Origin of the sequence: Rhodococcus sp. 21391 (assembly GCF_016772255.1) — a bacterium.
Classification (GTDB): domain Bacteria; phylum Actinomycetota; class Actinomycetes; order Mycobacteriales; family Mycobacteriaceae; genus Rhodococcus_F; species Rhodococcus_F opacus.
The window spans coordinates 4,176,596-4,200,527 of record NZ_CP063781.1 but is presented as its reverse complement, the minus strand read 5'-3'; the positions used below and the strand labels follow the sequence as shown (position 1 = coordinate 4,200,527).

At 68.0% G+C, this 23,932-nt stretch carries 24 protein-coding genes and 2 pseudogenes; 19 read left to right on the top strand and 7 right to left on the bottom strand.

Features of this window, described 5'->3' with window-relative positions; translation table 11 throughout:
* Window positions 1–110 precede the first annotated feature (110 nt).
* Both GO592_RS19485 and GO592_RS19480 read left to right on the top strand, forming a co-directional pair.
* Window positions 111–1,292, top strand: coding sequence for an NAD(P)/FAD-dependent oxidoreductase (locus GO592_RS19485; protein WP_237720343.1), 1,182 nt, complete (start codon window positions 111–113; stop codon window positions 1,290–1,292).
* A 32-nt stretch (window positions 1,293–1,324) separates the two neighbouring features.
* Complete coding sequence (locus GO592_RS19480) at window positions 1,325–2,098, top strand: glutamate racemase (protein ID WP_007295750.1); 774 nt, start codon at window positions 1,325–1,327, stop codon at window positions 2,096–2,098.
* On the opposite strand, the gene GO592_RS19475 is transcribed toward GO592_RS19480, so the two are convergent.
* Complete coding sequence (locus GO592_RS19475) at window positions 2,086–2,739, bottom strand: TetR/AcrR family transcriptional regulator (protein WP_007295751.1); 654 nt, start codon at window positions 2,737–2,739, stop codon at window positions 2,086–2,088. The two genes, GO592_RS19480 and GO592_RS19475, sit on opposite strands and share 13 nt — an antisense overlap.
* 86 nt (window positions 2,740–2,825) lie before the next feature.
* Entirely contained in the window at window positions 2,826–3,191 is a 366-nt protein-coding gene (locus tag GO592_RS19470; protein ID WP_025432213.1) for an SPW repeat domain-containing protein, read from the bottom strand.
* A gap of 173 nt (window positions 3,192–3,364) precedes the next feature.
* Between GO592_RS19470 and GO592_RS19465 the strand changes: the two genes are divergently transcribed.
* A complete protein-coding gene (locus GO592_RS19465) occupies window positions 3,365–4,093 on the top strand; it encodes a DNA alkylation repair protein (protein WP_237720344.1) in 729 nt (242 codons plus the stop codon).
* A gap of 25 nt (window positions 4,094–4,118) precedes the next feature.
* Window positions 4,119–4,715, top strand: coding sequence for a CHAP domain-containing protein (locus GO592_RS19460; protein WP_039950378.1), 597 nt, complete (start codon window positions 4,119–4,121; stop codon window positions 4,713–4,715).
* Between the two features lie 6 nt (window positions 4,716–4,721).
* Here the strand turns inward: GO592_RS19460 and GO592_RS19455 are convergent, their stop codons facing one another.
* The gene (locus GO592_RS19455) at window positions 4,722–5,777 is read right to left on the bottom strand and encodes a ferredoxin--NADP reductase (protein WP_007295753.1); all 1,056 of its coding nucleotides are present in this window, start codon (window positions 5,775–5,777) and stop codon (window positions 4,722–4,724) included.
* A 322-nt stretch (window positions 5,778–6,099) separates the two neighbouring features.
* Between GO592_RS19455 and mdo the strand changes: the two genes are divergently transcribed.
* From mdo to GO592_RS19415, 8 genes are all read left to right on the top strand, one after another.
* Window positions 6,100–7,371, top strand: a complete 1,272-nt coding sequence (mdo, locus tag GO592_RS19450) for an NDMA-dependent methanol dehydrogenase (RefSeq protein ID WP_005239439.1) — start codon at window positions 6,100–6,102, stop codon at window positions 7,369–7,371.
* 107 nt (window positions 7,372–7,478) lie between these two features.
* Window positions 7,479–8,585 (top strand): MadB family AAA-type ATPase, encoded by a 1,107-nt coding sequence (locus GO592_RS19445; protein ID WP_007295754.1) that lies wholly within the window; start codon window positions 7,479–7,481, stop codon window positions 8,583–8,585.
* Between the two features lie 2 nt (window positions 8,586–8,587).
* Window positions 8,588–10,123 carry a MadC family VWA domain-containing protein gene (madC, locus tag GO592_RS19440; RefSeq protein WP_007295755.1) on the top strand — a complete coding sequence of 512 codons (1,536 nt, stop codon included), beginning with the start codon at window positions 8,588–8,590 and terminating at the stop codon, window positions 10,121–10,123.
* A 139-nt stretch (window positions 10,124–10,262) separates the two neighbouring features.
* Window positions 10,263–11,450: an iron-containing alcohol dehydrogenase gene (locus GO592_RS19435; protein ID WP_306670148.1), complete on the top strand. Its 1,188-nt coding sequence runs from the start codon at window positions 10,263–10,265 to the stop codon at window positions 11,448–11,450.
* A 4-nt stretch (window positions 11,451–11,454) separates the two neighbouring features.
* On the top strand, window positions 11,455–12,795 hold the full coding sequence (locus tag GO592_RS19430) for a MadS family sensor histidine kinase (RefSeq protein ID WP_007295757.1): 1,341 nt from the start codon (window positions 11,455–11,457) through the stop codon (window positions 12,793–12,795).
* A complete protein-coding gene (locus tag GO592_RS19425) occupies window positions 12,792–13,478 on the top strand; it encodes a MadR family response regulator transcription factor (protein ID WP_007295758.1) in 687 nt (228 codons plus the stop codon). Before GO592_RS19430 ends, GO592_RS19425 begins: the two co-directional genes overlap by 4 nt.
* Before the next feature lie 70 nt (window positions 13,479–13,548).
* Window positions 13,549–14,484, top strand: a complete 936-nt coding sequence (locus tag GO592_RS19420) for an ABC transporter ATP-binding protein (protein WP_007295759.1) — start codon at window positions 13,549–13,551, stop codon at window positions 14,482–14,484.
* Window positions 14,481–16,145, top strand: a complete 1,665-nt coding sequence (locus GO592_RS19415; protein ID WP_007295760.1) for an ABC transporter permease — start codon at window positions 14,481–14,483, stop codon at window positions 16,143–16,145. The genes GO592_RS19420 and GO592_RS19415 overlap by 4 nt, the downstream gene beginning before the upstream one ends.
* Here GO592_RS19415 and GO592_RS19410 read toward each other — a convergent pair.
* Window positions 16,132–16,704 carry a putative immunity protein gene (locus GO592_RS19410; protein ID WP_050998565.1) on the bottom strand — a complete coding sequence of 191 codons (573 nt, stop codon included), beginning with the start codon at window positions 16,702–16,704 and terminating at the stop codon, window positions 16,132–16,134. The genes GO592_RS19415 and GO592_RS19410 overlap by 14 nt on opposite strands.
* Before the next feature lie 42 nt (window positions 16,705–16,746).
* Window positions 16,747–16,872: pseudogene (locus GO592_RS44545) on the bottom strand (antibiotic biosynthesis monooxygenase); the annotation flags it as partial.
* Window positions 16,873–16,904: 32 nt separating this feature from the next.
* Here GO592_RS44545 and GO592_RS19405 point away from each other — a divergent pair.
* The 3 genes and pseudogenes from GO592_RS19405 (at window position 16,905) to GO592_RS19395 (ending at window position 19,435) form a co-directional block, all read left to right on the top strand.
* A complete protein-coding gene (locus tag GO592_RS19405) occupies window positions 16,905–17,384 on the top strand; it encodes a DinB family protein (RefSeq protein ID WP_007295762.1) in 480 nt (159 codons plus the stop codon).
* Between the two features lie 358 nt (window positions 17,385–17,742).
* Entirely contained in the window at window positions 17,743–17,892 is a 150-nt protein-coding gene (locus GO592_RS19400) for a hypothetical protein (protein WP_172650366.1), read from the top strand.
* A gap of 253 nt (window positions 17,893–18,145) precedes the next feature.
* Window positions 18,146–19,435, top strand: a pseudogene (locus GO592_RS19395) (HNH endonuclease).
* Window positions 19,436–19,440: 5 nt separating this feature from the next.
* Here GO592_RS19395 and mftM read toward each other — a convergent pair.
* Window positions 19,441–20,265, bottom strand: a complete 825-nt coding sequence (gene mftM, locus GO592_RS19390) for a mycofactocin oligosaccharide methyltransferase MftM (RefSeq protein ID WP_007295765.1) — start codon at window positions 20,263–20,265, stop codon at window positions 19,441–19,443.
* 38 nt (window positions 20,266–20,303) lie between these two features.
* Window positions 20,304–20,927 carry a mycofactocin system transcriptional regulator gene (gene mftR / locus GO592_RS19385; RefSeq protein WP_005239471.1) on the bottom strand — a complete coding sequence of 208 codons (624 nt, stop codon included), beginning with the start codon at window positions 20,925–20,927 and terminating at the stop codon, window positions 20,304–20,306.
* Window positions 20,928–21,060: 133 nt separating this feature from the next.
* On the opposite strand from mftR, the gene mftA reads away from it, so the two are divergent.
* Genes mftA through mftD form a run of 4 tightly spaced genes read left to right on the top strand, consistent with a single transcriptional unit; the run spans window position 21,061 to window position 23,925 of the window.
* Complete coding sequence (gene mftA / locus GO592_RS19380) at window positions 21,061–21,156, top strand: mycofactocin precursor MftA (RefSeq protein WP_005573048.1); 96 nt, start codon at window positions 21,061–21,063, stop codon at window positions 21,154–21,156.
* 2 nt (window positions 21,157–21,158) lie between these two features.
* Window positions 21,159–21,461 (top strand): mycofactocin biosynthesis chaperone MftB, encoded by a 303-nt coding sequence (mftB, locus tag GO592_RS19375; RefSeq protein WP_082324873.1) that lies wholly within the window; start codon window positions 21,159–21,161, stop codon window positions 21,459–21,461.
* A gap of 35 nt (window positions 21,462–21,496) precedes the next feature.
* Window positions 21,497–22,714 carry a mycofactocin radical SAM maturase gene (mftC, locus tag GO592_RS19370; protein ID WP_007295767.1) on the top strand — a complete coding sequence of 406 codons (1,218 nt, stop codon included), beginning with the start codon at window positions 21,497–21,499 and terminating at the stop codon, window positions 22,712–22,714.
* A 29-nt stretch (window positions 22,715–22,743) separates the two neighbouring features.
* On the top strand, window positions 22,744–23,925 hold the full coding sequence (mftD, locus tag GO592_RS19365) for a pre-mycofactocin synthase MftD (RefSeq protein WP_007295768.1): 1,182 nt from the start codon (window positions 22,744–22,746) through the stop codon (window positions 23,923–23,925).
* Window positions 23,926–23,932: the final 7 nt, after the last annotated feature.

Here is a 23,932-nt window from a genome sequence, read left to right as displayed (position 1 = left end):
CGGGCGGTTGACAAGTACTCACGGGTGCGGAGCGCGTTTGATATGACTTGTGCCAGAGATGTGATGGCGGTCATGTCGTCGCAGGGGCAGATTGGGCGGGTACGGGGACAGTGCAGAGAATTGTGATCGTCGGAGCGGGCCTGGCAGGTCTGCGCACAGCCGAGGAACTCCGGCGGGCCGGATACGAGGGTGACCTGGTGCTTCTCGGCGGTGAACCGCACCTTCCGTACGACCGCCCGCCGCTGTCGAAGGAAGTGATGCGCGGGGAGAAGAGCGACACCACGCTCAAGCCGCGCGAGTTCTTCGACGAGAAGAACATCCAGTTGCGTCTGGGGGTCGAGGCGGCCTCGGTGGACACCGGTTCCCGCATCCTGAGACTCGCGGACGGCACCGAACTCGGCTACGACGAACTGGTGATCGCCACCGGCCTCGTGCCGCGGCGGATACCGGGTCTGCCCGACCTCGCGGGCGTCCACGTTCTCCGGTCCATCGACGAGAGCCTGGCGTTGCGCGCGGACCTCGCCGAGGGCAAGCGGGCACTGATCGTCGGCGCGGGCTTCATCGGCTGCGAGCTGGCGGCGAGCATGCGGGCCGGTGGTCTCGACGTGGTGGTGGTGGAGCCGCAGCCGACACCGCTCGCGTCCGTGCTCGGCGAGAAGATCGGCGGACTCGTCGCCCGGCTGCACACGGACGAGGGAGTCGACCTGCGTGCCGGTGTCGGGCTCACCTCGCTGGTGGGCACGGACCGCGTCACCGGAGCCGTCCTCAGCGACGGAAGCGAGGTGGACGTCGACGTGGTGGCGATCGGAGTCGGCTCGGTGCCGGTCACCGCGTGGCTCGACGGCTCGGGCGTCGAACTGGACAACGGTGTGGTGTGCGACGGCGTGGGACGCACGGCGGTCCCGCACGTATGGGCAGTCGGCGACGTGGCCGCGTGGCAGCTGAAAGTGGGCGGTCGCAAACGCGTCGAGCACTGGAGCAATGCCGGTGAGCAGGCCAAGATCCTCGCCGGGGCGTTGACCGGGACCGGCGACGAGAACGCCGCCGCTCAGGTGCCGTACTTCTGGAGCGACCAGTACGACATCAAGATCCAGGCACTGGGCACGGTGGCGGCCACCGACGAGGTGCACGTGATCAAGGACGACGGCCGCAAGTTCCTCGCCTACTACGAGCGGGACGGCATCCTGGCGGGTGTCGTCGGCGCCGGCATGGCGGGGGGCGTCATGAAGATGCGGGGCAAGATCGCGGCGGGAACTCCGATCGGGGAGGTCCTCGAGGCCGCGTCGGCGTAGGCCGCCGGGCGGGGGCGCGATAGATTCTCCGGGTGATTGTTGCGCTCATCGACTCGGGTCTCGGCATGCTGCCGACGTCGGCGTGGCTGCGCAAGTTGCGACCGGAACTGGATCTGATCCTCGCTCTGGATCCGGACGGGGCTCCGTGGGGTCCCAAGCCGGAACAGTGGGTGATCGACCGCGTTCTCGCGACCGCGCAGCGCTGCCTCGAACGCGGAGCCGAGGTGATCGTGCTGCCGTGCAACACGGCGAGCGTCACGGCGCTCGACCACGTCCGGGAGTTCGTCGGACCGGCTGTTCCGGTCGTCGGCACGGTTCCGGCGATCAAGCCGGCGGCCGCCGCGTGTCCGTCGGTGGCCGTCTGGGCGACCGCGGCGACGACGGCGAGCCGGTATCAGGCCGATCTGATCGAGAAGTTCGGGAACGGCAGTTCCGTGGTGGGTGTCGCGTGCCACGGTCTCGCCGAGGCGATCGACCGCGGCGAGCGGGACGCGGCCACCGCTGCCATCGCCTCCGCCGTGGAGCGCACACCCGACGACGTGGGCGGGGTGGTGCTGGGCTGCACCCACTATCCGTTGATGGCCGACGAGATCGCGGCGCAGCTTCCCGCCGGGGTGCGGTTGTTCGACAGCGCGGAGGCGGTGGCGGCGCAGACCCTCCGCCGTATCGATGCGTTGAACCGTCCGAGCGCGGGGGAGGGCACCGTCGAGGTCTTCCTCAGCGGCAGGCCCGGGCGGCTGCCCGCGAGCGCCGAGGCGTTCCCCGCCGGTCAGCTGTTGTCGGCGGGGCGTTCTCAGCCGAGCTGAACCATCCCGGCCGCCACGACGCGTGCGACGTTGTCGAGTTCCTCGCCGTGCCGTCGCGGCAGGTCGTCGAGGTCGTGGAGGCGGTCGTTGCCCGCCACGGAGAACATCGCGGCCACCCATGCCGTCGCGCAGGCCCGGAGCGTCCCGGGTTGCACGGGGTAGGGCGAACTGGCCTGCAGGAGACGCTCGGTGATGTCGCTGAGGTAGTCGCGGAACCGCCGCAGGTGCGCACGGACGTCCGGGTGGGTCTCGGCCTCGCGCCAGATGATCACGCGCATCACCGACGAGTGGTGATCGCGCAGATTCAGAGCGTTGTCGAGGTTGACGAGGCTGGCGGCGGGGTCGCCCGGAGTCACCAGGGGGCCCACGTCGCCGAAGGGTTCGGTGGGCAGTCTCTCGGACAGCAGCGCCAGAAGGATGTCGGTTTTGGAGGGGAAGTAGTAGAACACCAGTCCTTTCGGGACGTGCGCGGCAGAGGCGATCGATGCGGTGGACGTGGCATCGAATCCGTGTACGGCGATGAGGGATTCGGCGGCGTCGAGAATCAGTTCCCGGGCGTCGCCGTCGATCTTCGCGCTGCGCCGCCGCCGGCCTTTCCGCGGTTGGAGGCCACCGGGCTTACCGAGATGGGGTGCTGGCATGGGCCTTTCCGGACGTGAACGGCGGGGCGCAGGCCGTAAGCCTGCGCCCCGCCCCAATCGATGTTCTCGGTGCTGTGGTTCACAGATCAGTGATGTGTCGCCAGCCCTCCGTGTCCGTGCATCCGGGAACTCATCATCGGCAACCCCGTGACAGCCACGACGACTGCCAGGACACCGACAACCCATGCGGTCCACGACGCGCCCGTGAATGCGTCGAAGTTCATCACCCACGGGGAGAGGAACAACAGCACTCCGAAGACGGCCATCGCGTACTCGGCCACGGTCATCTCCGGGCGGCTCATGTGGACGAGACCGGAGAGGGCCACGAGTACACCGAGCACGATGAGTGACCACATCGCGGCGTTGTTGGTGTCGAGCCACAACGGCGAGAGCGCCGCGAAGGCTCCGATCACGATCGCCACCACATCTTGCATACGACTCCACGATCTCATGTCCAGCCTCCTCGAAATGGATTGTGTCCGCCTCGAGTACACGCCTGATTGACCGACCGATCAATACCTGGCTCGTTGCAGTCGGATAACGCGAACTGCAGGTCAGAGTATGTTTCGTGATTTTTGCCCGTGCTGTCGCGGCGGCTGTCGGCCCCCTGTGGGACAGTGCCTTCGTGACTTCCACCGCGGACGACGTGAAGCGCGCACTCGACGAGTTGTCGGACGAGACCGACGCCGTCAATCTGGCACGGTTCTTCAAGACCGGTCCGGGGGAGTACGGGGAGGGCGACGTCTTCATCGGCGTGCGGGTTCCCGGCACGCGCAGTGTGGTTCGCGCGCACGCCGATCTGGACCTTCCGGAGGTGACGGTGCTCCTCGACAGTCCGGTGCACGAGCATCGACTGGCGGGGCTGCTGGTGCTCGCGACGCAGTTCGACCGGGCGGCGAAGGCAGGCGACGACGCCCTGCGCGAGAAGATCGCGTCCTTCTACCTCGACCTGGTGATGCGGGGACGGGTGAACAACTGGGATCTGGTGGACTCGTCCGCCGACCGGATCCTGGGCGCGTGGCTGTACGACCGGCCGCGCGCCCCGGTGTTCGATCTGGCCGCGGACGACGACCTCTGGCGGCGCCGTGTCGCGCTGCTCAGTACGTTCGGTTTCATCCGCCGGGGTGACGCCTCCACGACGCTCGAGGTCGCGGAGCGTGTTCTCGGTGATCGCCGCGACCTCACGCAGAAGGCGACGGGCTGGATGCTGCGCGAGGTCGGCAAGCGGGTCGACCGCGACCTGCTCACCGGTTTCCTCGACCGGCACGCCGCGGCGATGGGCCGCACCGCCCTGACGTATGCGTGCGAGCATCTGACCGCAGAGGAGCGTGCGGGCTACCGCGCGATGCGGTGACCGGATACCCGCTACATTCGGTGGCATGACTGCTCCCGCGCCCACTCGCCGCCGCCGACGTGCCGGGGTGATCCTCGGCGCCGTCGTCGCTGTGATGGTCGTCGTGGCGGGAGGGGTGTTGTGGCTGGCACCGGACCGCTATTTACCGTGGGACACCGCAGAATTCCCGGCCGTCGACACATCCGCGTTGTCGCCGCAGCAGGCACGGATCGTCGGGCTGCTCGAGGCCGAACACGACAGGCAGCGGCCGGGCACGTTCTACTCCGAAGGGGTCGAGGAGCCCTGGTGCGCGGACTTCGTCAGCTGGATCATGCGGGAAGCCGGCCTGCCGCTGGCGAATCCGAATTCCGGGCACTGGCGGATTCCCGGGGTCTACACGTTGCAGGAGTACTACGAGTCGCAGTCGCGGTTCGAGGAGGTCGGGGGCGGATACCGTCCGACCGTCGGGGACGTGGTGCTCTACGACAACAGCAGCTGGGTCGGCCAGCACACCAACGTCGTCGTCGCGGTCGACGGGGACACCGCTACGACGGTCGGCGGCAACGAGTTCGGCCGTATCCGCGTCCACACCGTGGACTGGACGAGCGACTCCGCCGTCGTCGGCTTCGGCCGGCTCGGGTGAGCGGAGTCAGAACTCGATCTTGAGGTGGTCGGTGACCGGCCGGGCCTGGCAGCCCAGGATGTAGCCGCTCTCGATGTCCTCGGGGTCGAGGATTTCGCTGTTCTCCATCTCGACCTTGCCCTCGAGCACGGTGCACGCGCAGGACCCGCACTCGCCCTCCTGGCAGGAGTAAGGCACGTCGATTCCCTTGGCCAGCATGATGTCGACGAGGGTCTGCTTGCGGGGCCAGCTCAGGTTGTGGATCTCGCCGTCGAGTTCCACCTCCACGGTGGCGGCGTCGGCGGCCTCGTCGTCGGTGACCTCCGCGACGTCGGCGTCACGGAACGGGTCGCCGGCCAGCGAGTTGAACACTTCGGCGTGCACCTGGCTGCGGGGCATCCCGGCGTCGGCGAGCGCCTTGTGGATGGTGTCCATGAACGGCGCCGGTCCGCACATGAATGCTTCGTGCCCCAGGTAGGGCGCGACGGCGGAGGCGAGTTGATCGACGCTCGGCAGTCCCTGGACCGTCTCGAGCCAGTGGATGGACACGAGCCGTGACGGGTACCGGCTCGCGAGCGTGCGGAGTTCCTCCGCGAAGATGACCGACTTCTCGTCGCGGTTGGCGTAGAAGAGCACGACCTTGCCGGACCCCTCGGTGAGGGCGGACTTGAGGATCGAGATCACTGGCGTGACGCCACTACCTGCCGCGAACAGCAGGAAGTCGTGGTCCAGTGACTTGGGGGTGAACACTCCCGACGGGGGGAGGACCTCGAGGGTGTCGCCGACGGCGATGTTGTCGCAGAGCCAGTTGGACCCGTAGCCCTCGGCCGTCCGCTTGACGGTCACCTTGGGGGCGTCGTCGGTGAACGGTGAGCTGGCCAGCGAGTAGCACCGGGCGACCGAGCCCGTGCGGTCGCTGGGGATGCGTAGGGTGAGGAACTGGCCCGGCTTGTAGGCGAACTTGTCGGTGAGGTCTGCCGGGACGTCGAAGACCAGTGACCGGGAGTCGGGGGTTTCCTCGACTACGCCCGACACGGTGAGCACCACCGATCGTGAGCTGTGCGGCACCTCGACAGTCGTCATCGTGTGTGCAGTCCTTCCGTACTTCGCAGCGCCGGAACGCTCGCTTGCCTGCTCCAAATATAGAACAGGTTCTAGTTTTTGCCTAGCGGGTGGACTCCGCGTGAAGTGGACATCCTATCGAGTGCCGCCCCCTCCGGCTCGGCCCGGCCGCACCTGCCCGTTCGGGCAGTTTGTGCGCCGCGGTCGGACGGTTCGGCCCCGCAGGCCTGTAACCGGGGCCCGAACTAGGTCACAGTGGATTCCAGGTGAGACGCCGATCACATCGAGTGCGTCCCCTTCCGCAACGCTTCAGATTCGACATCGACTAATCGAGGAGACGGCCATGGCCATCGAGCTCAACCAGATCTGGGACTTCCCCATCAAGGAATTCCACCCGTTCCCGCGGGCACTGATGGGAGTGGGCGCCCACGACATCATCGGCGTCGAGGCGAAGAACCTCGGATTCAAGAGGACCCTGCTCATGACCACGGGCCTGCGCGGCTCGGGCATCATCGAGGAACTGGTCGGCAAGATCGAGTACCAGGGCGTCGAGGTCGTGCTCTACGACAAGGTCGAGTCCAATCCCAAGGACTACAACGTCATGGAAGCCGCCGCGCTCTACCAGAAGGAGAAGTGCGATTCGATCATCTCCGTCGGCGGCGGCTCGAGTCACGACGCCGCCAAGGGCGCCCGGGTGGTGGTCGCGCACGACGGCCGCAACATCAACGAGTTCGAGGGATTCGCGAAGTCCACCAACAAGGAGAACCCACCCCACATCGCCGTATCCACCACGGCCGGTACGGGTTCGGAGACATCGTGGGCGTACGTCATCACCGACACGTCGGACATGAACAACCCGCACAAGTGGGTGGGATTCGACGAGGCGACCATCGTGACCCTCGCGATCGACGACCCGCTGCTGTACTACACCTGCCCCCAGCACTTCACGGCGTACTGCGGATTCGACGTTCTCGCGCACGGCAGTGAGCCGTACGTGTCGCGTCTCGACTTCGCGCCGTCGCTCGGCAACGCGCTGTACTCGGTGGAACTGGTCGCGAAGAACCTGCGGGAGGCCGTGTTCGAGCCGCGCAACCTGAAGGCCCGCGAGGGAATGATGAACGCGCAGTACATCGCCGGCCAGGCATTCAACTCCGGCGGCCTCGGCATCGTGCACTCCATCTCGCACGCGGTCAGCGCGTTCTTCGACAGCCACCACGGCCTGAACAACGCCATCGCCCTGCCCCGCGTCTGGGAGTACAACCTGCCGTCGCGGTACGAGCGCTACGCCCAGCTGGCCGGAGCGCTGGGCGTGGACACCCGCAACCTCACCACGGTGCAGGCCGCGGACGCAGCGGTCGAGGCGGCCATCCGCCTGGCGAAGGACGTCGGCATTCCGGACAACTTCGGTCAGGTGCGCACCGACTCGTACGACAAGAACCAGATGAACACCAAGAAGTACGAGGGTCGCGGTGACACCATCCGGGGCGACGAGAAGACCGTGCGGGCCATCTCCGAGCACATCCAGGGCGACTGGTGCACACCGGGCAACCCGCGCGAGGTGACGGTCGAGTCGATGCTCCCCGTGGTCGATCACGCGATCAACAGCGCGTACTGACCGACCGCAGAAGACTCGCGTCCGGGGCGGGCGCCTCACCCCAGCCCGGCCCCGCCCCGGATGCGATCCCACCACCACACCGCTGACGAAGGACGGACGCCCCGATCATGACTGCACCGCACACAGCCCCGGAACCGGAGGACATCCGCTTCGCCGACGGCGCGGAACTGAAGGAGGCGTTGCGCGAGGTCGACTACATCGCCGACGACGAGTTCGCGGTGGTCGTCCACCTGGCGACCGCGCTCGAGCGCCCGCTGCTGCTGGAGGGGCCGGCCGGCGTCGGCAAGACGGAGCTGGCGAAGTCGCTGGCCGAGGCGTCGGGGCGGAAGCTCGTTCGGCTGCAGTGCTACGAAGGTCTCGACGACAACCGGGCCCTGTACGAATGGGACTACGCGAAACAGCTTCTGCACGTGCAGATGTTGCGCGACCGCATCGGTGAGAAGATGGCCGCGTTCGACGACGTCGCCGAGGCGTCGCAGTTCCTGGCCGCGCAGGATTTCGGGTTGTATTCGGAGAAGTTCCTGTCGGTCCGCCCGCTGCTCGAGGCGATCCTGTCGCCGGAACCGGTGGTGCTGCTCGTCGACGAGGTGGACCGCACCGAGGAGTCGATGGAGGCGCTGCTCCTCGAAGTTCTCGCGGAGGGACAGGTCACCATCCCCGAAGTGGGGACGTTCACCGCGCGGTCGGCGCCGTGGGTGATCCTGACGTCCAACGACACTCGCGAACTGTCGCCCGCACTCAAGCGTCGTTGCCTGCACTACCACCTCGGCTACCCGACACCACAGCGCGAGCGTGACATCGTGACGGCCAAGGCCCCCGAGGTCGAGGAGGCCGTCGCGGCGGACGTGGTGGATCTGGCTCGCACGCTGCGGCAGTTGCCGCTCCGCAAGAGTCCATCCATCGCGGAGGTCATCGATGCGGCCCGGGCGGCGGTTGTCCTGAAGTCGACGGGAGTGGCCGTGAGTTCGCGGGCCGCGGTCCGCGACATCCTGCTCACCGCCCTGCTCAAATACACCAGCGACGTCGAACTGGTCCGCACCCGGCTCTCCGGCGAACAGCCTGTCCCGGCGGGCGACGGCGAAACCGCTCCGGCCGGGCCGGTGGAGCGGGTGACGGTCGCATCGCGGCCGGCCAACACCACCACGGCCGTCTTCCGCGGGCACGGTGGCCGCGACCGGGGCGGCATCGGCGCGGGTCGGCAGGGCAGGCGCTGACGATGCTCCGCCCGCAGCCCGACCCCTCCCCGTCCCTGCCCGCGCAACTTCTCGACGTGCTCGCGGCGTCCTTCGGAAAGGTGTTGCGCCGCTGTGGCGTCGCCGCGTCTCCTGCCGAGGTCATCGAGGTTCGCCGGGTGTTCGGCTTGGTCGGCGGCCGCGACCTGCCCACACTGAGGGCGTCGCTGCGTGCGGTGTGCGCGAAGTACACGTACGAGCAGGCGGGTTTCGACCGCGCCTTCGACGTGTTCTTCGCATCGATCGCCGACGCCGCACCCGACGCGCGTCCCCCGTCCCGGACCGAGTTCGCGGAGGGCCTGCCCTCCGCGCTGGAGGTGGCGGACAACGCGGAGACCGCCCGGTACGCGGAGTACAACGAGCGCGCCGCCGAAGTGGGCGACCACTTCGACACCCCCGAAGCGCAGAAGGGTTTCAACCCCCACAAGGACGACGACGACGTCAGCATGACGTCGAGCGACGCGGATCTGTCCGTCGATTCGGAAGCCGAGTCCGGACGACGCGGTGTCACCTACACGGTGGAGGTCGAGCGGGCGGCGAGCACCGCCGTCGGTGACCTGGCGTCGTCGACGAGCGGTGCCGTCGTCGGATCGTTGTCCTGGGACGATCCGGAGTCGATTCTCGCGTGGCTCGACGCCTACGACCCGAGCACGGTCTACGCCGATTCCGATGGGGCCGAACCACTCACCGCGGCCCAGCTGAACCGGCTGGCGGAGGCGGTGGAGGCATTCGTCGGCGCCCTGGCGGACGCCCGGGATCTGACCGCCGGACCCGCAGAAGCACCGGGGGCCACGAGCGGATCGGTGTCGGCCACGTCCCGTGCCGAAGTGAATCAGGCGTGCTACGAGGTGCTTCGGCGGATGCGCGGACCGTCGCGTCCCCGCCCGCGCGAACTGGCGCGGGGCCGGCTCGACATGCGCCGGACCGTGCGCGCGAGCCTGCGGACCGAGGGCATACCCTTCCACCTCATGGTGAAGGCGCCGCGGCCGGACCGGGTGCGGGTGCTGATCCTCGCGGACGTGTCGCTGTCGGTGCGACCCGTCACCGCCTTCACCCTCCGGCTGGCACAGGCCATGCATCGCCGGGCGAGCCGCTGCCAGGTGCTGGCGTTCGTGGACCGGCCCGTCGACGTCACGGACACTCTCCTCGCCGGGGCCGACGACGACGCGCTCGCGTCGGTGCTCGCCGACCCGCGCATCGATCTGGAGGCGAGCAGCGACTACGGCCGGGTGTTCTCCGACGTGCTGACCGAGTTCGGCACCGACGTGAACTCCCGCACCTCGGTGGTCGTCGTCGGTGACGGGCGGTGCAACGGCCTCCCACCGGGTGTCGACGAATTCGCCGAACTGCGTCGCAAAGTGCACCGGCTGGCCTGGATCACCCCGGAACCCGAGCGGTACTGGAACCAGGCGTCGTGCGCGATGCCGGAGTACGCCGAGATCTGCGACCGTGTCGTCGTCGCGCGGGATGCCGCCCAGCTGATGTCCCGCGCCGCCGAGCTGGGGCACGCGTTGCGGTGAAGATCCCGTCCACCTACCCGATCGGGTAGGTACGTACCTGTCCTTCGGTGGGTGTGGGAGCTCGTCCCGGACCGTAGGGTCTAGGTCAGAGTCTTGTAATGTGGATCACATGCACGCAGGTGTCGGGAGGAGTGTCGACTTGTCCGTATCCTATCCGTCCACCCGCACCACCGCCCCGGGCAGGCTGGTCAAATTCCATGCGCCCGAGATCGTGTTCGGTATCGGATCGATGGTCGAGGCCGCGCACGCGGTACTCCGCCTCGGCGGATCGAGGCCGATGCTTGTCACCGATCCGGGTCTGATCGACGCCGGCTGGGCGACCGAGCTTCAGGATCAGCTGCGCGAGCAGGGCCTCACCCCGGTCGTGTGGAGCGCGTTGACGCCCAACCCCAAGGACCACGAGATCGCGGCCGGGCACGACGCGTATCGCGAGGGTGAATGCGACGTCCTCGTCGCCCTGGGCGGCGGCTCCGTCATCGACGCGACGAAGGGCATCGCGGTGCTCGCCGCGAACGGGGGCAACATCCTCGACTACGAGGGAGTCGACCAGGCCACCAGTCCGATCCCGCCGCTGGTGATGGTGCCGTCCACGTCGGGCACAGGCGCCGACGTGTCGCAGTTCTGCATCGTCACGGACACGAAGCGGGGCACCAAGATCACCATCATCGGCCGCGCGCTCGTACCGGACGTGACCGTGATCGACCCCCGGCTGCTGACCACCATGCCGGAGTGGCTCAATGCGGCGACCGGCCTGGACGCCCTCACTCACGGTATCGAGGCGTTCGTGTCGCTGGCCCACAACCCGCTCACCGACCACCATGCGCTCCGCGCGGTCGGGCTGGTCACCGACACCCTCGTCCGCACCATCGAGTTACCGATGGAGATGGAGTCGCGCGCCGTCATGGCGCAGGCGAGCCTCGAAGCCGGCCTCGCGTTCACCAATGCGATCCTCGGTGCCGCCCACGCGATGAGCCATCAGGTCGGGGGACTGCTGGACCTGCCGCACGGAGTCATCAACGGCATCCTTCTCCCGCACGTGATCCGTTTCAACGCCACCGACGACGCCACCCCGTTCGTTGCCATCGCCGCTGCTCTCGGTCTCGAGGAGCGTCGCGGAACACCCGAGGAGGCTGCGCTGGCGGTCGCCGACCGGGTGGAACGCCTCGCCCGCGAGGTCGGAGTTCCGAAAGGTCTGGGCCAGTTGGGGGTTCGCGAAGCAGACCTGTCACGCCTCGCCGAGTTCGCGCTCCGCGACGCCTGCATGTCCACCAACCCGCGTACGGCCACCCAGGAGCAGATGGTGGCGCTGTTCCGGACTGCGCTGTGAGCGCATGAACGCCCCGGACCTGTCGACGCTCACCGGACTGCGGTCCGGCAAGCCGACGTTCTACCCCCAATATCGTGGCGCCGCAGAACGTCTCGAACGTGTCGTCCACGCGCTGGAACTCATCTCGCGGGCCCTCGTCCGCACGGTGGAAGGCCCCGAGACCCTCATCTGCGCGGTCGCCGAGGCGGCGCGGGCGCACCTGGACGCGCGATGGGTCGCGTTCGCCCTCGCCGACGGCATGCTGCCCGACGCCGGCCCGCGCCGGCTCGTCCTGGGCCCGGATGCGACGCCGTTCCTCGTCGACAACGTCGAGGGCCCCCCGCTGCCGGACGAGGTCGTGACGTGTCTGGCCGACATCAGGTCCGCGCGCACCGGGGGCGCTCCCGTCATCGACGCGCACCATGCCTTCGTGCCGATCGTCCTCGAGGGTGGCGTCGTGGGAGCCTTCGCGGCCTGGACGGCCGAACACCGCACGCTCGACACGACCGACGGCGCGGTCCTCAGCATCCTCGCGAGCCAGACCGCCGTGGCTCTGCAGAATTCGGCGCTCTACCAGCGGGGCCAGCTGCTGCTCGAGCGGGCCGAGCACGCGTACGCGGAGGCGCGTCGTACCGCCTCCGATCTCGCGGTGCGCAACGCCGAACTCGAATCCACCCAGCGTCAACTCGGAGCGGCGCACCGGCACCAGGTCCTCGACGAGGAACGACACCGGATCGCCCGCGAACTCCACGACAGCGTCACGCAGGCGGTGCTGTCGGCGGGGATGCAGATCGAGGTGTGCCGGAGCGGTGTCCCGGACGACGAACGCAGCGAGAGACTCGATCTTGCAAAGGAATTGACGCGCCGCGCCGTGGAGCAGTTACGCTCGGCCATCTACGCGCTCAATCACTCCGGCGGCTCCGACCGGACGTCCCTGCCCGAGATGCTCGAGCAACTCGGGGTCGTGCACATGCCCGACGAACTCGCGGTCACCGTCCGCGTCGGCGGCACCCCCGCCGAGCTGTCCAGCGACCGGGAACACGCGCTGCTGAGGATCGCCGGCGAGGCGCTGTTCAACGCGGCGGTCCACGCCAACGCGACGCGCGCCGTCCTGCGGCTCACGTATTCGGAAGATTCGGTGCTGCTCTCCGTCGCCGACGACGGAGACGGAGACCCCAAGCGGATGCGCCTGATGCTGCGGATGGCGGCGAACAACGACCTCGACGGCCACCACCGCGGGTTGGCGAACATGCAGGCCCGGGCAGCCGAATTGGGCGGCACTCTCGAAGTGGCGCGGGCCAGGATCGGCGGAGTCCGGGTGGCTGCCCGGATCCCGTTACATTCCGACAGTGAGGTGGACCGATGACCATACGAACCTCGGTGCGTGACCAGGCCAGGTCCGCCCGCCCCACCTCGGTGGTGAAGCTCGTGCTCGTCGACGACCACGCGATTCTCCGCCAGGGTCTGCGTTCGGTCCTCGAGCGGGAGCCGGATCTCGAGGTGGTCGGGGAAGCGTCGTCCATGCAGGAGGCGCTGGCCGTCGTCGGTGACGTCGCGCCCGATGTCGTGCTGATGGACTTGAAACTGTCGGCGGCCTCCGATTACGAGGGGCTGGCACTGTGCGCGCAGCTGTCCGCCGCGGACAGCAAGATCGGTCTGCTCGTGCTCACGACGTTTCTCGACGAGCAACTCGTCGTGCGCGCCATCCACGCCGGCGCCCGCGGATACGTGGTCAAGGACGTCGACACGACCGAACTGGTGCGCGCCATCCGCGCCGTGTCCCGCGGCGAGAGCGCGTTCGATTCACGCAGCGCGTCGGCCGTGATCCGCTCGCTCAACGGGCAGACGACGCCGCGGGACGGGCTCACCGAGCGTGAACTCGAGGTCCTGCAACTCCTGGCCAAGGGTCTGTCGAACGCGAAAATCGGTGAGCGGCTGTTTATTTCGGCTACGACGGTGAAGTTTCACGTCAGCAACATCATGCGCAAACTCGACGTCGGCCGCCGTGCGGAGGCCGTGTACGAGGCGGGCAAACTCGGTCTGATCTGATCCGGCCCCGTGGCGGCCGGGGCCGCGGAACCCGTCGTGGCCACCCGCGAACCGGCGTAGCGTCCCCATCATGTCTGCGATCTCGGTGGAGAATCTCGTCAAGACGTTCGGGCCGACCCGCGCACTCGACGGCCTCGACCTCGAGGTGGGGACGGGGGAGGTGCACGGATTCCTCGGCCCCAACGGGTCCGGCAAGTCGACAACCATCCGGGTACTGCTCGGCCTGCTGCGCGCGGATTCGGGCAATGCCCGCCTCCTGGGTGGTGACCCGTGGCGCGACTCGGTGTCGCTGCACCGGCGGCTCGCCTATGTTCCCGGTGAGGTGAACCTGTGGCCCAATCTCACCGGCGGTGAGGCGATCGACCTCCTCGCGGGGTTGCGCGGCGGGCTGGACGAGCCGCGGCGCGCGGAACTCCTCGAGCGGTTCGAACTCGATCCGACGAAGAAGGCGCGCACGTACTCGAAGGGCAACCGGCAGAAGGTCGCACTGGTTGCCGCGTTCGCGTCGGACGTCGAACTGTACGTGCTCGACGAACCCACATCCGGGCTGGATCCGTTGATGGAGTCGGTGTTCCAGGACTGCGTCGAGGAGATGTCCGACGCGGGGAAGACGGTCCTGCTGTCGAGTCACATCCTCGCGGAGGTCGAGGCGCTGTGCGATCGGGTGAGCATCATTCGTGAGGGCCGGACGGTGGAGACCGGCACCCTCGTGGAACTGCGTCACCTCACGCGCACGTCGATCACCGCCGACACACAGCGGCCGGTGACCGGACTCGACGCCGTCGAGGGGGTCTACGACGTGCGAGTCGACGGCCTGCACACCCGGTGCGAGGTGGACACCAGCGCGATCGACGGGGTGCTGCGCCATCTGCTGACGTTCGGGATCACGTCGTTGACGTCGACGCCCCCGACACTGGAAGAGTTGTTCCTCCGGCACTACGGGGACGAACTGGCCCGGGAGGGCGAGAACCACCGGCGGGCCGAGTCCGGGACGCGGACGCCATGAGCACGGTGACGGCGCCGGCGACGGCGGGCCGCGGCCAGTATGCGGGGACCGCCCGGCTCGTGCGGCTCGCCCTGCGCCGCGACCGAATCCAATTGCCGGTGTGGCTGCTCGCTCTCGCAGCGCTGCAGGCATTCTCGGCGTCGAGCGTGCTCGGCCTGTATCCCACGGAGCCCGACCTGCGCAGTTTCGCGATGGCCACCGCGGCGTCGCCGGTCGCGCTGGCCACCAACGGTCTCGTGTCGGGGTACAGCGCCGGCGCCGTGCTCGCCTGTCAGATCGTCATGCCCCTGTCGCTGGCCGCCGGCCTGATGACCACCCTGCTGGTCGTGCGGCACACCCGCCAGAACGAGGAGACCGGCCGCGCCGAACTCGTCGAGGCCGCCGTGGTGGGCCGGAAGGCACTGCTCACCGCGGCCCTGGTGGTCGCGGTCGGAGCGAACCTCGCTCTCGGACTGCTCAACGTCGTGGTGCTGGTGGCGGCGGGTCTGCCACTGGACGGGTCGGTGGCGCTCGGCGCGGCCGTCGCCGGTGCCGGTATCGCGTTCGCGGCGATCGCCGCGGTGACGGCGCAGGTGACGGACAGTGCCCGCACCGCGAACGGACTCGCCGGGGCCGCCCTGGGCGTGGCATTCCTGTTGCGTGCGGTGGGGGACATGACGGGGACCGTGACGGACAACGGCGCGCGGGTGGTGAGTGGCTGGCCGACGTGGGTGTCGCCGATCGGCTGGGCCGAGCAGGTCCGTCCGTACGACGACAACGCCTGGTGGGTGCTGGCGTTGCCCGCCGTGTTCGCACTCGCGGTCGGCTCGGTCGGCTTCGCCCTCACGGAGCACCGGGACATCGGCTCCGGGCTCGTGCCGACCCGCCCGGGCCCCGCCCGCGCATCCCGTTCGCTGCCGACGGCGGTCGGATCGGCGTGGCGGATGCAACGGACGATCCTGTTCTGGTGGGCATTCGGAATCGTCGTCCTCGCCGTGGTGTACGGCGCGATCGCAGACCAGATCGACGACTTCCTCGGCGAGGGCGAGCAGGTGGCCGACATGATGGAACAGCTCGGTGGCGGCACGACGAACATGGTCGACGCCTACTTCGCCGCCATCTTCGGCATGATGGCGATCGCGGTTGCGGGCTACGCCGTACAGGCTTTACTGCGGATGCGCGGTGAGGAATCGGCGGGGCGACTCGAACCCGTTCTCGCGACAGCGGTCTCGCGTCCGCGGTGGATGCTGGCGCACATCGGCCTGGTCACCGTCGGCATCGTCGTCCTACAGGCGCTGACCGGGGCGGCGACCGGTCTCGCGTACGGTCTGGTGACCGACGACGTGCCGGGAAAAATCGTGAACCTCACGGGGGCCGCCCTTGCCTTCGTACCGGCGATCGGGGTGATCGCGGCATTGGCGGTGTTGGCGTTCGGCGGCGTTCCCGCCTGGGCGGCCGGGCTCTCCTGGGGTGCGCTCGCGGGCTGCCTGATCTTCGGATTCCTCGGATCACTGCTCGGGCTGCCTCAGGCGGTCCGCGATCTGTCGCCGTTCACACACGTCCCTCCTGTTCCCGCCGCGGAGGTGACGGCCACTCCGCTGGTTTGGCTGGCGGTGATCGCCGTCGTCGTGGGTGCGGTCGGAGTCGTGCTGTTCCGTCGGCGCGACCTCACGAATTCGTAGCGGCACAGGGAGGCTGGGTCGACGGTCGGCGCCGCAGGTCGGTGTCCAGCATGCGGATCAACTCGCCGACCCGTCCACCGCCACCCGGTGCCGCCGGAAAGCGTTCGAGCACGTCGACAACGACCGGTGTCGCACGATGCACCGCTTGTTCGACGTGTCCGGCACCGACGGTCCGGTCGTCACCGGCGACGAGCTCGGCCGCTCTGGCCGCGTGAGCGCCCGCCCCGAGAATGTGTTTGACCTGGGTGGCCTTGGGCAACGGATGCAAATAGGCGGCGCCTGCCGCAGACATCGCAGCCCACGCTGCGTCGCGCGCAGCCGCAGTGTCCGTGACCTTGGCTGCCTCGAGCGCCGCCCACGCTGTGTCGCGCAGAGATTTACCACGCTCACCACCCCGCGCGAACTCCCACGCAGCAGTGATCGCGGCGCGGGGCCGCGAGTCGTGCGGCTGATCGGCCTCGAATACCGCGAGCACCACCTCCGCACATGCCGCGGCGAACGCGGTGACCTCACGAAGTTCATGCTTGCTCAGAACGATCTCGCTCGCTTCCCCTGCCATGGTTCCATTTTCGACCATCGGGGCCCGTGCCGTTCCGCGCTTTCACGCTGTGCCGTCCCCGAACAGGGGCCGCACCTCGGCGACGACGTCGTATTCGGCTACCGACGCCGAGAGTATTTCCGCGCCTTGCTCGTCGCTCGGGCCGCTGCCGCGGAAGGTTTCAGCAGATCCGACACGCCGGCCGCTCGGAGGTGATTATCATGCCCAGCATGGGGTGGACTGTCGATCTCCGCGGCCGGTTGGACGAATTACTCGACGAATACCGGGCCGCTCTGCGCGGCAGTCTGGACGACCTGGACGACGAGCAGGCGCGTCGGCGTCTGGTGCGTTCGAAGACGACGCTGCTCGGATTGGTCAAACACGTCACCTACGTCGAGGGCGTGTGGTTCGACCAGGCTGTGACCGGTCGCTCGTATCGGGAGATCGGCATCGTGAGCACCCCGGACCAGTCGTTCACCCTCACCCGGGCCGACACCATCGCATCCGTGCTCGACGCCCACGCCGAACGCTGTGACGCCTCCCGGCGGACCATCGCCGCCCTGGCGCTCGACGACACAGTCGACGGCCGGGGCGAGCGCACCGTGTGGGCGCTGTACCTGCAGGTCTTGCGTGAACTCGCCCAGCACGCCGGTCACGCCGACATCCTGCGCGAGCAGATCCTCGCCGGCCACACTCCTTGATCGCTGATGGTCGTGTGCCCTACTGGGGGCGGATCGGAGTGCAGGCGACACTGACGTAGGTGACGATCCCCACCCGCAGCCCGCAGGTAGTGAAGGCGCCCGTCGAGACGCCGACCTCCCACCACGGGGCACCGATCCCCCCGACACACGATCCGGTCGACGGTGTCCCGGTCGGCACCCACAGGCCATCGCGGCGATAGCCCTGAATCCACGGAATGTGCGAGACACCCCCGGGTCCCGGAATCGCCCGTGGCGTCAGGCCGAAGCACTCGACGGTCCCGATGTGGACTGCGGTCCTGCCGGCGGGCACGTCGTAAGCCGTGCAGTGCGAGGTGCCCGATGTGGGTGTGGTGCCGGTGTGACAGTCGGCCGAGGGTTCGGCTGGGCGGGTACGGCGGCCAAGGCGACCACCGCGGCGGCAAGGGCGGACGATGCGGCCGCTCCGGCGAGGAACCTGCGGATCCTGTGGGTCATCGGATACTCCTTCGAGTCCGGCGGCCCCGCCTGACGATCGGGTCCGTATGTTGCTTCTGTCGCTGCGGCATCGGTTTTCGTTAGCTGAACCTTCGTGGTGCCGACTGTGAGCGCCGACCGAGGCGAAGGGATCGAGGTTGTGGCGGACCCACCGGAGGAGGCGTCGGGGGGATTGTCGAACGCGCGCCTGTGCGGCGGACCTGTGGGAAGCCGTCCGTCTATTGCTCGGGTCGGGTTCCGTTGCTAGAATCGAACAAAGTTTCGAACGACCTTGGGGGAGGTTGGTTGTGGGGGCTCTGGTTGCAGCGGATTTGGACGAGTTGCGTGCGTTCACGGCGCGGCTGCGATGTGTCGAGGCGGGTGGGGACGCGGGGTTGGGGATCGAGTGGCTCGATGCGATCGAGGCGTTGAAGTCGGTCGGGTGTGCGGTGCAGGCGGTGATCACCGACGGCGTCGCGACGAGTATCCGTGCGGACCGCAGGGCTCGGGGGTTGCCGCGAGTGGAGTGGGACCGGGGTATCGCGTCGCAGATTGCGTTGGCGCGCAGGGAATCCCCGAACCGCGGCGGCCGGCATCTGGGTTTCGCGCAGGCTCTGGTGCACGAGATGCCGCACACCCTCGCCATGTTGCAGACCGGGCGGTTGAACGAATGGCGGGCCACCCTGTTGGTGCGGGAAACGGCGTGCCTGTCGGCCACGGATCGGGCGATCGTGGACCGCCGGTTGTGCTCGGATCCAGACATTCTCGACGGGGTCGGTGACCGCGGTCTGATCACACGGGCGAAGGCTCTGGCGGTGGAACTCGACGCCGCATCCGTGGTGCGGCGGCATCACAGCGGTGTCCGAGCGGCGGGTGACGACGCGGCCGGCACCGGATTCGATGGCGTATCTGAGCGTGCTGATGCCGGTCGAGCAGGCGGTGTGTCTGCAGGCCACGCTGGGGCGGGATGCGGACAGTCTCATCGCGACCGGGGACAGTGGTGGCCGGACTCGCAATCAGCTGATGGTGGACCTGTTGTTCGACCGCGGCACCGGGCAGACCGCTGCTGGTGGTGGTGTTCCGGTGGCGGTGAATCTGGTGCTCTCGGATGAGACCTTGCTGGCCGGCGGGCACGAGGCCGCGCAGTTGCACGGCTTCGGGCCGGTGCCGGCCGGGATTGCCCGGCAGCTGGTGGCCGACGCCGTCGACAGTGACACCGAGACGTCGCTACGTCGGGTGTACTCCTGCCCGCAGTCGGGTGCTTTGACGGCGATGGAATCGCAGTCGCGCACGTTCCCGAAGAGCCTGCGGACGCTGATCGACCTCCGCGACCGCACGTGTCGTACGCCGTGGTGCGATGCACCGATCCGGCACCACGACCACATCCGCTCCCGCCGACAGCACGGGGCGACCACCGCGCGAAACGGGTCCGGACTGTGCGAGGCCTGCAACTACGCGAAGGAAGCACCGGGGTGGACGGCCCGACCGGTGCACAACCCCGGCCGCACCCATCTCATCGACCTCGGCACCCCGACCGGACACCACTACCGATCAACCGCGCCGCGCCCCCGACCTCGGCGCATCTGTGGGCATCGTGAGGTGGTCAGCAGTCGATGACGAGCCATCCGCCGTGGTGTTCGAACACCTCGAAGGGACGTCCCGTCGATTCGCCGAGCTTCGTGAGCGACGGGGTGTCGAAGGTGCGGATGTGTCCGTGGCAGGCCGTTGCCTCGTCCTCGTAGGGGACGGCGACGACAACTCGGTCGCGGGCAACGCGGAGGGCCTCGGATATCACTGCGGCCCCGATGTTTTCGTCGACATGTTCGAGGAGGTGGATTGCGGTGACGGTGTCGGCGCTGTCGTCGGGAACCGGCACGTGCGCGGCGTCGCACACGAGGGTGCGCAGATCGAGGCCGAGTTCCGGTGCCACGGCGTCGAGGAGGGTCATGGTGCCGGGCAGGATGTCGGTCGCAGTGACGGACCGGCCGGCGCGGGCGAGTCGGAGGGGAAGGAATCCGAAGCACGACCCGAGGTCGAGGACGGAGCCATGGACCAGTTGTTCTGCCTTCTCGTGGATCGGTGCGAAGTCGGCGGTGCCGTCGAGCAGTTCGTTCAGGGAGTTGCGGTAGTAGACGGTCCACGCTTCGAGCGCACCGTCGACGGTGGAGCGGACCAGTCCGACCATGGTCGATTCGAATTCGTCCTGACCGAAGTCGGCGTCCTCGATGGACGTGGTAACCGAGGCGACGAGTCGTTCGCTCAGATCTTCGGGTGTCAGGGCGTGTGTCACCCGCAGCTGCTCGCCGTCACGGGTGAGTGTGAGCGGCCCGGCCGCGACCCGCTCCACCGTGACGTGACCATGTGACCACAGCCCGGATTCGCACGGTGCGAGAGAGTCGAACGCGGGTGTGTCGAGAGTGGAAGTCATTCGAGGCAACCTTGCCGAGAGGTGATGGCGGGAGTGGGTCAGGTTCGGGTGTCGGGCTCGCCGAGGGAACTCAGCCCATCGTAGAGCGATTGCATTCCGCTGGCGAGTAGTTCGTTCAGTTCGAGCGAATCGTCGTCGAGCCACTGCTCGTACGCCGACATCGCAACGCCGAGTAGAAGATAACCGACTGTCCGGGGAACGTGGTCGGTAGGTGAGGTTCCGAGCCGGCTCGCGACGTACTCGGCGATGACGTTGCGCCACCCTTCGTACATGACCACCGAATACGCCTGCAGGGCGGGGACTCGCAGGATCAGCCCCATGCGTTTGCGGTGGTTGATTTCCTCGCTCGCGGGGAACGCGTTGAACTGCAGGAGTGCTGCGGTGAGTCCGTCGACGATAGGGATGTCGTCGGGTTGCGCTGCGAGTTGGGCACGCATTTCGGCGAGGTGAGCGTCGAAGTCACCCCACGGGATCGCGTTCTTGGACGGGAAGTAGCGGAAGAGGGTGCGCCGGGCGATGCCGGACGCTTCGGCGACTTCGTCGACGCTGGTGGCGTCGAACCCCTGTTCCGTGAACAGTTCGATCCCGACAGTACTGATCCGATCCTGCGTGGTGGACGGGCGTCGCCCTATCCGACTGGATGGTTTTCGACGACTTCTCAATTTTCGTCCCCTCCCGACCTGTCATTCTGCACTCGATGCCATTACAGTGGTGAGGCGAGTCACAGGGACGGTCTCCTATGACGGGGAACATCCCTCCGGCTCGCGCCGTATCACCGAACAGTAGGAGGAAATCATGTCGGATCGCGACAACAACGTGCTCGAAAACGACTTGGTCGAGGAATCCCTGGTGGAAGAGGTCTCGATCGACGGCATGTGCGGCGTGTACTGATCATGTCCGCTCCAGCTTCTGCTTCAGTGGCCGGCAACGCCGGTATCGATCTCGATGTGGGCTGGAAGCTTCATCCGCAGGTGGCGCTGCGTCCCGAACCTTTCGGGGCGCTGCTCTACCACTTCGGGACGCGCAAGTTGTCGTTCCTGAAGAACCGCACGATCGTCGCGGTGGTCGAAGCGCTTCCCTCACACGCCGACGCCCGGTCCGCACTGCGGGCGCAGGGTATCGGGGACGACGCTGCCGCGCAGTATGCGCGCGCGCTCGGCACGTTGGCCGAGTCGCACATGATCGTCCCCGCCTGACCAGCTCTCTCCACCCGTACCAGAGGACACAGCCCATGACCTCCATGCTCGAAAGGCCGTCCGCCCCGGTCGGCCGCCTCGTCGACCAGTTCGAACTCGGTCTCGACGCCCCGATCTGCCTCACCTGGGAGTTGACCTACGCGTGCAACCTGTCGTGTGTGCACTGTCTGTCCTCCTCCGGCCGACGTGACCCGCGGGAGTTGAGCACCGAGCAGTGCAAGTCGATCATCGACGAACTGCAGCGTATGCAGGTCTTCTACGTGAACATCGGCGGCGGTGAGCCGACGGTTCGCTCGGACTTCTGGGAGCTGGTCGACTACGCGACGGCCCACCAGGTGGGGGTGAAGTTCTCCACGAACGGGGTGAAGATCGACAAGAAGGTCGCCGCCCGGCTCGCGGCCAGCGACTACGTCGACGTGCAGATCTCCCTCGACGGTGCGACGGCCGAGGTCAACGACGCCGTCCGTGGTCCGGGTTCGTTCGCGATGGCGGTGCGCGCACTCGAGAATCTGTCCGAGGCGGGTTTCAAGGACGCCAAGATCTCCGTGGTGGTCACCCGGCACAACGTGTCCCAGCTCGACGACTTCAAGGCCCTCGCCGACAAGTACGGCGCCACCCTGCGCATCACCCGGCTGCGACCGTCGGGGCGCGGCGCGGACGTGTGGGACGAACTGCATCCTACGCAGGCGCAGCAGCGCGAGCTGTACAACTGGCTGGTCGCCAACGGCGAGGGTGTGCTCACCGGCGACTCCTTCTTCCACCTGTCCGCGTACGGCGATGCGTTGCCCGGTCTGAACCTGTGCGGCGCCGGACGGGTGGTGTGCCTGATCGACCCGATCGGCGACGTCTACGCCTGCCCGTTCGCGATCCACGAGCAGTTCCTCGCGGGAAACATCGTGGCGGACGGCGGTTTCCAGCAGGTGTGGCAGACGTCGGAGCTGTTCCAGGAGCTGCGGTCCCCGCAGACCGGTGGCGCGTGCAGTAAGTGCAACCACTACGACTCCTGCCGCGGCGGATGCATGGCCGCGAAGTTCTTCACCGGGCTGCCGATGGACGGCCCGGACCCTGAATGTGTGATCGGCAACGGCGAACTGGCGTTGGCTGCCGCGGGGGAGATCCCGAAATCCAGTGTCGACCATTCCCGCACCGGCCAGCGCCGGACTCCGCGGGCGCCGGTTCCGTTGACGCTGATGGTGCGTCCGCCGGCAAAGATTTGTGACGAGAACCCGCTTGCGGGCATGGACCAGACGTAAGTCGTCTGCCAGGTACGAGAGGTATTGCCATGGGTAAGAATCCGTTCTTCGAGACGGTGGCGGAGGCTCAGCGTCGCGCGAAGAAGCGCCTGCCGAAGTCGGTGTACGCGGCGCTGATCGCCGGTTCCGAGCGGGGCGTGACGGTCGACGACAACATCGCGGCGTTCGCCGAGTTGGGGTTCGCCCCCCACGTCGTCGGTTTGTCCGACAAGCGTGAGCTGTCGACGACCGTGATGGGTCAGCCGATTTCGCTGCCCGTCGTGATCTCCCCGACCGGTGTGCAGGCGGTGCACCCCGATGGGGAGGTCGCGGTCGCGCGTGCGGCGGCGGCACGGGGAACGGCGATCGGTCTGAGTTCGTTCGCGAGCAAGTCGATCGAGGAGGTCACGGCGGCCAATCCTCAGACGTTCTTCCAGATGTACTGGGTCGGCACCCGGGACGTGTTGATCCAGCGGATGGAACGCGCCCGCGCCGCCGGGGCGACCGGCCTGATCATCACCACCGACTGGTCGTTCTCGTACGGACGCGACTGGGGTAGCCCGGCGATTCCCGAGAAGATGGACCTCAAGGCGATGCTTCAGTTCGCCCCGGAGGGCATCGCCCGTCCGAAGTGGTTGTACGAGTTCGCGAAGACCCGCAAGATCCCGGATCTGACCACCCCGAACCTGGCGCAGCCCGGTCAGGAACCGCCCACGTTCTTCGGCGCCTACGGCGAGTGGATGCAGACGCCGTTGCCGACGTGGGACGACATCGCGTGGCTGCGCGAGCAGTGGGGCGGGCCGTTCATGCTCAAGGGTGTCATGCGGGTCGACGACGCCAAGCGCGCCATCGACGCCGGCGTCACCGCGATCTCCGTGTCGAATCACGGCGGCAACAACCTCGACGGCACCCCGGCGCCGATCCGCGCGCTGCCCGCCATCGCGGAGGCCGTCGGCGACCAGGTCGAGGTGCTTCTCGACGGTGGTATCCGCCGTGGTAGCGACGTCGTGAAGGCCGTCGCGCTCGGTGCGAGGGCGGTCATGATCGGCCGCGCGTACCTGTGGGGCCTCTCGGCGAACGGTCAGGCCGGCGTCGAGAACGTTCTCGACGTCCTCCGCGGAGGTATCGACTCGGCGCTGCTCGGGCTGGGTCATTCGTCCATCCACGACCTCACGCCGTCCGACGTCGTGATCCCGCCCGGATTCGCCCGTGTGCTCGGCGCCGAATCCTGACCGACGA

Bases quoted from the DNA above. Each gene is read 5' to 3' on its own strand.
- mftA (WP_005573048.1), top strand. From the start codon at position 21,061: ATGTCGGATCGCGACAACAACGTGCTCGAAAACGACTTGGTCGAGGAA.
- GO592_RS19430 (WP_007295757.1), top strand. From the start codon at position 11,455: ATGAACGCCCCGGACCTGTCGACGCTCACCGGACTGCGGTCCGGCAAG.
- GO592_RS19410 (WP_050998565.1), bottom strand. From the start codon at position 16,704: ATGGCAGGGGAAGCGAGCGAGATCGTTCTGAGCAAGCATGAACTTCGT.
- GO592_RS19420 (WP_007295759.1), top strand. From the start codon at position 13,549: ATGTCTGCGATCTCGGTGGAGAATCTCGTCAAGACGTTCGGGCCGACC.
- madC (WP_007295755.1), top strand. From the start codon at position 8,588: ATGCTCCGCCCGCAGCCCGACCCCTCCCCGTCCCTGCCCGCGCAACTT.
- GO592_RS19470 (WP_025432213.1), bottom strand. From the start codon at position 3,191: ATGAGATCGTGGAGTCGTATGCAAGATGTGGTGGCGATCGTGATCGGA.
- mdo (WP_005239439.1), top strand. From the start codon at position 6,100: ATGGCCATCGAGCTCAACCAGATCTGGGACTTCCCCATCAAGGAATTC.
- GO592_RS19445 (WP_007295754.1), top strand. From the start codon at position 7,479: ATGACTGCACCGCACACAGCCCCGGAACCGGAGGACATCCGCTTCGCC.
- GO592_RS19475 (WP_007295751.1), bottom strand. From the start codon at position 2,739: ATGCCAGCACCCCATCTCGGTAAGCCCGGTGGCCTCCAACCGCGGAAA.
- GO592_RS19405 (WP_007295762.1), top strand. From the start codon at position 16,905: ATGCCCAGCATGGGGTGGACTGTCGATCTCCGCGGCCGGTTGGACGAA.
- GO592_RS19455 (WP_007295753.1), bottom strand. From the start codon at position 5,777: ATGACGACTGTCGAGGTGCCGCACAGCTCACGATCGGTGGTGCTCACC.
- mftB (WP_082324873.1), top strand. From the start codon at position 21,159: ATGTCCGCTCCAGCTTCTGCTTCAGTGGCCGGCAACGCCGGTATCGAT.
- GO592_RS19460 (WP_039950378.1), top strand. From the start codon at position 4,119: ATGACTGCTCCCGCGCCCACTCGCCGCCGCCGACGTGCCGGGGTGATC.
- GO592_RS19425 (WP_007295758.1), top strand. From the start codon at position 12,792: ATGACCATACGAACCTCGGTGCGTGACCAGGCCAGGTCCGCCCGCCCC.
- mftM (WP_007295765.1), bottom strand. From the start codon at position 20,265: ATGACTTCCACTCTCGACACACCCGCGTTCGACTCTCTCGCACCGTGC.
- mftD (WP_007295768.1), top strand. From the start codon at position 22,744: ATGGGTAAGAATCCGTTCTTCGAGACGGTGGCGGAGGCTCAGCGTCGC.
- GO592_RS19415 (WP_007295760.1), top strand. From the start codon at position 14,481: ATGAGCACGGTGACGGCGCCGGCGACGGCGGGCCGCGGCCAGTATGCG.
- mftC (WP_007295767.1), top strand. From the start codon at position 21,497: ATGACCTCCATGCTCGAAAGGCCGTCCGCCCCGGTCGGCCGCCTCGTC.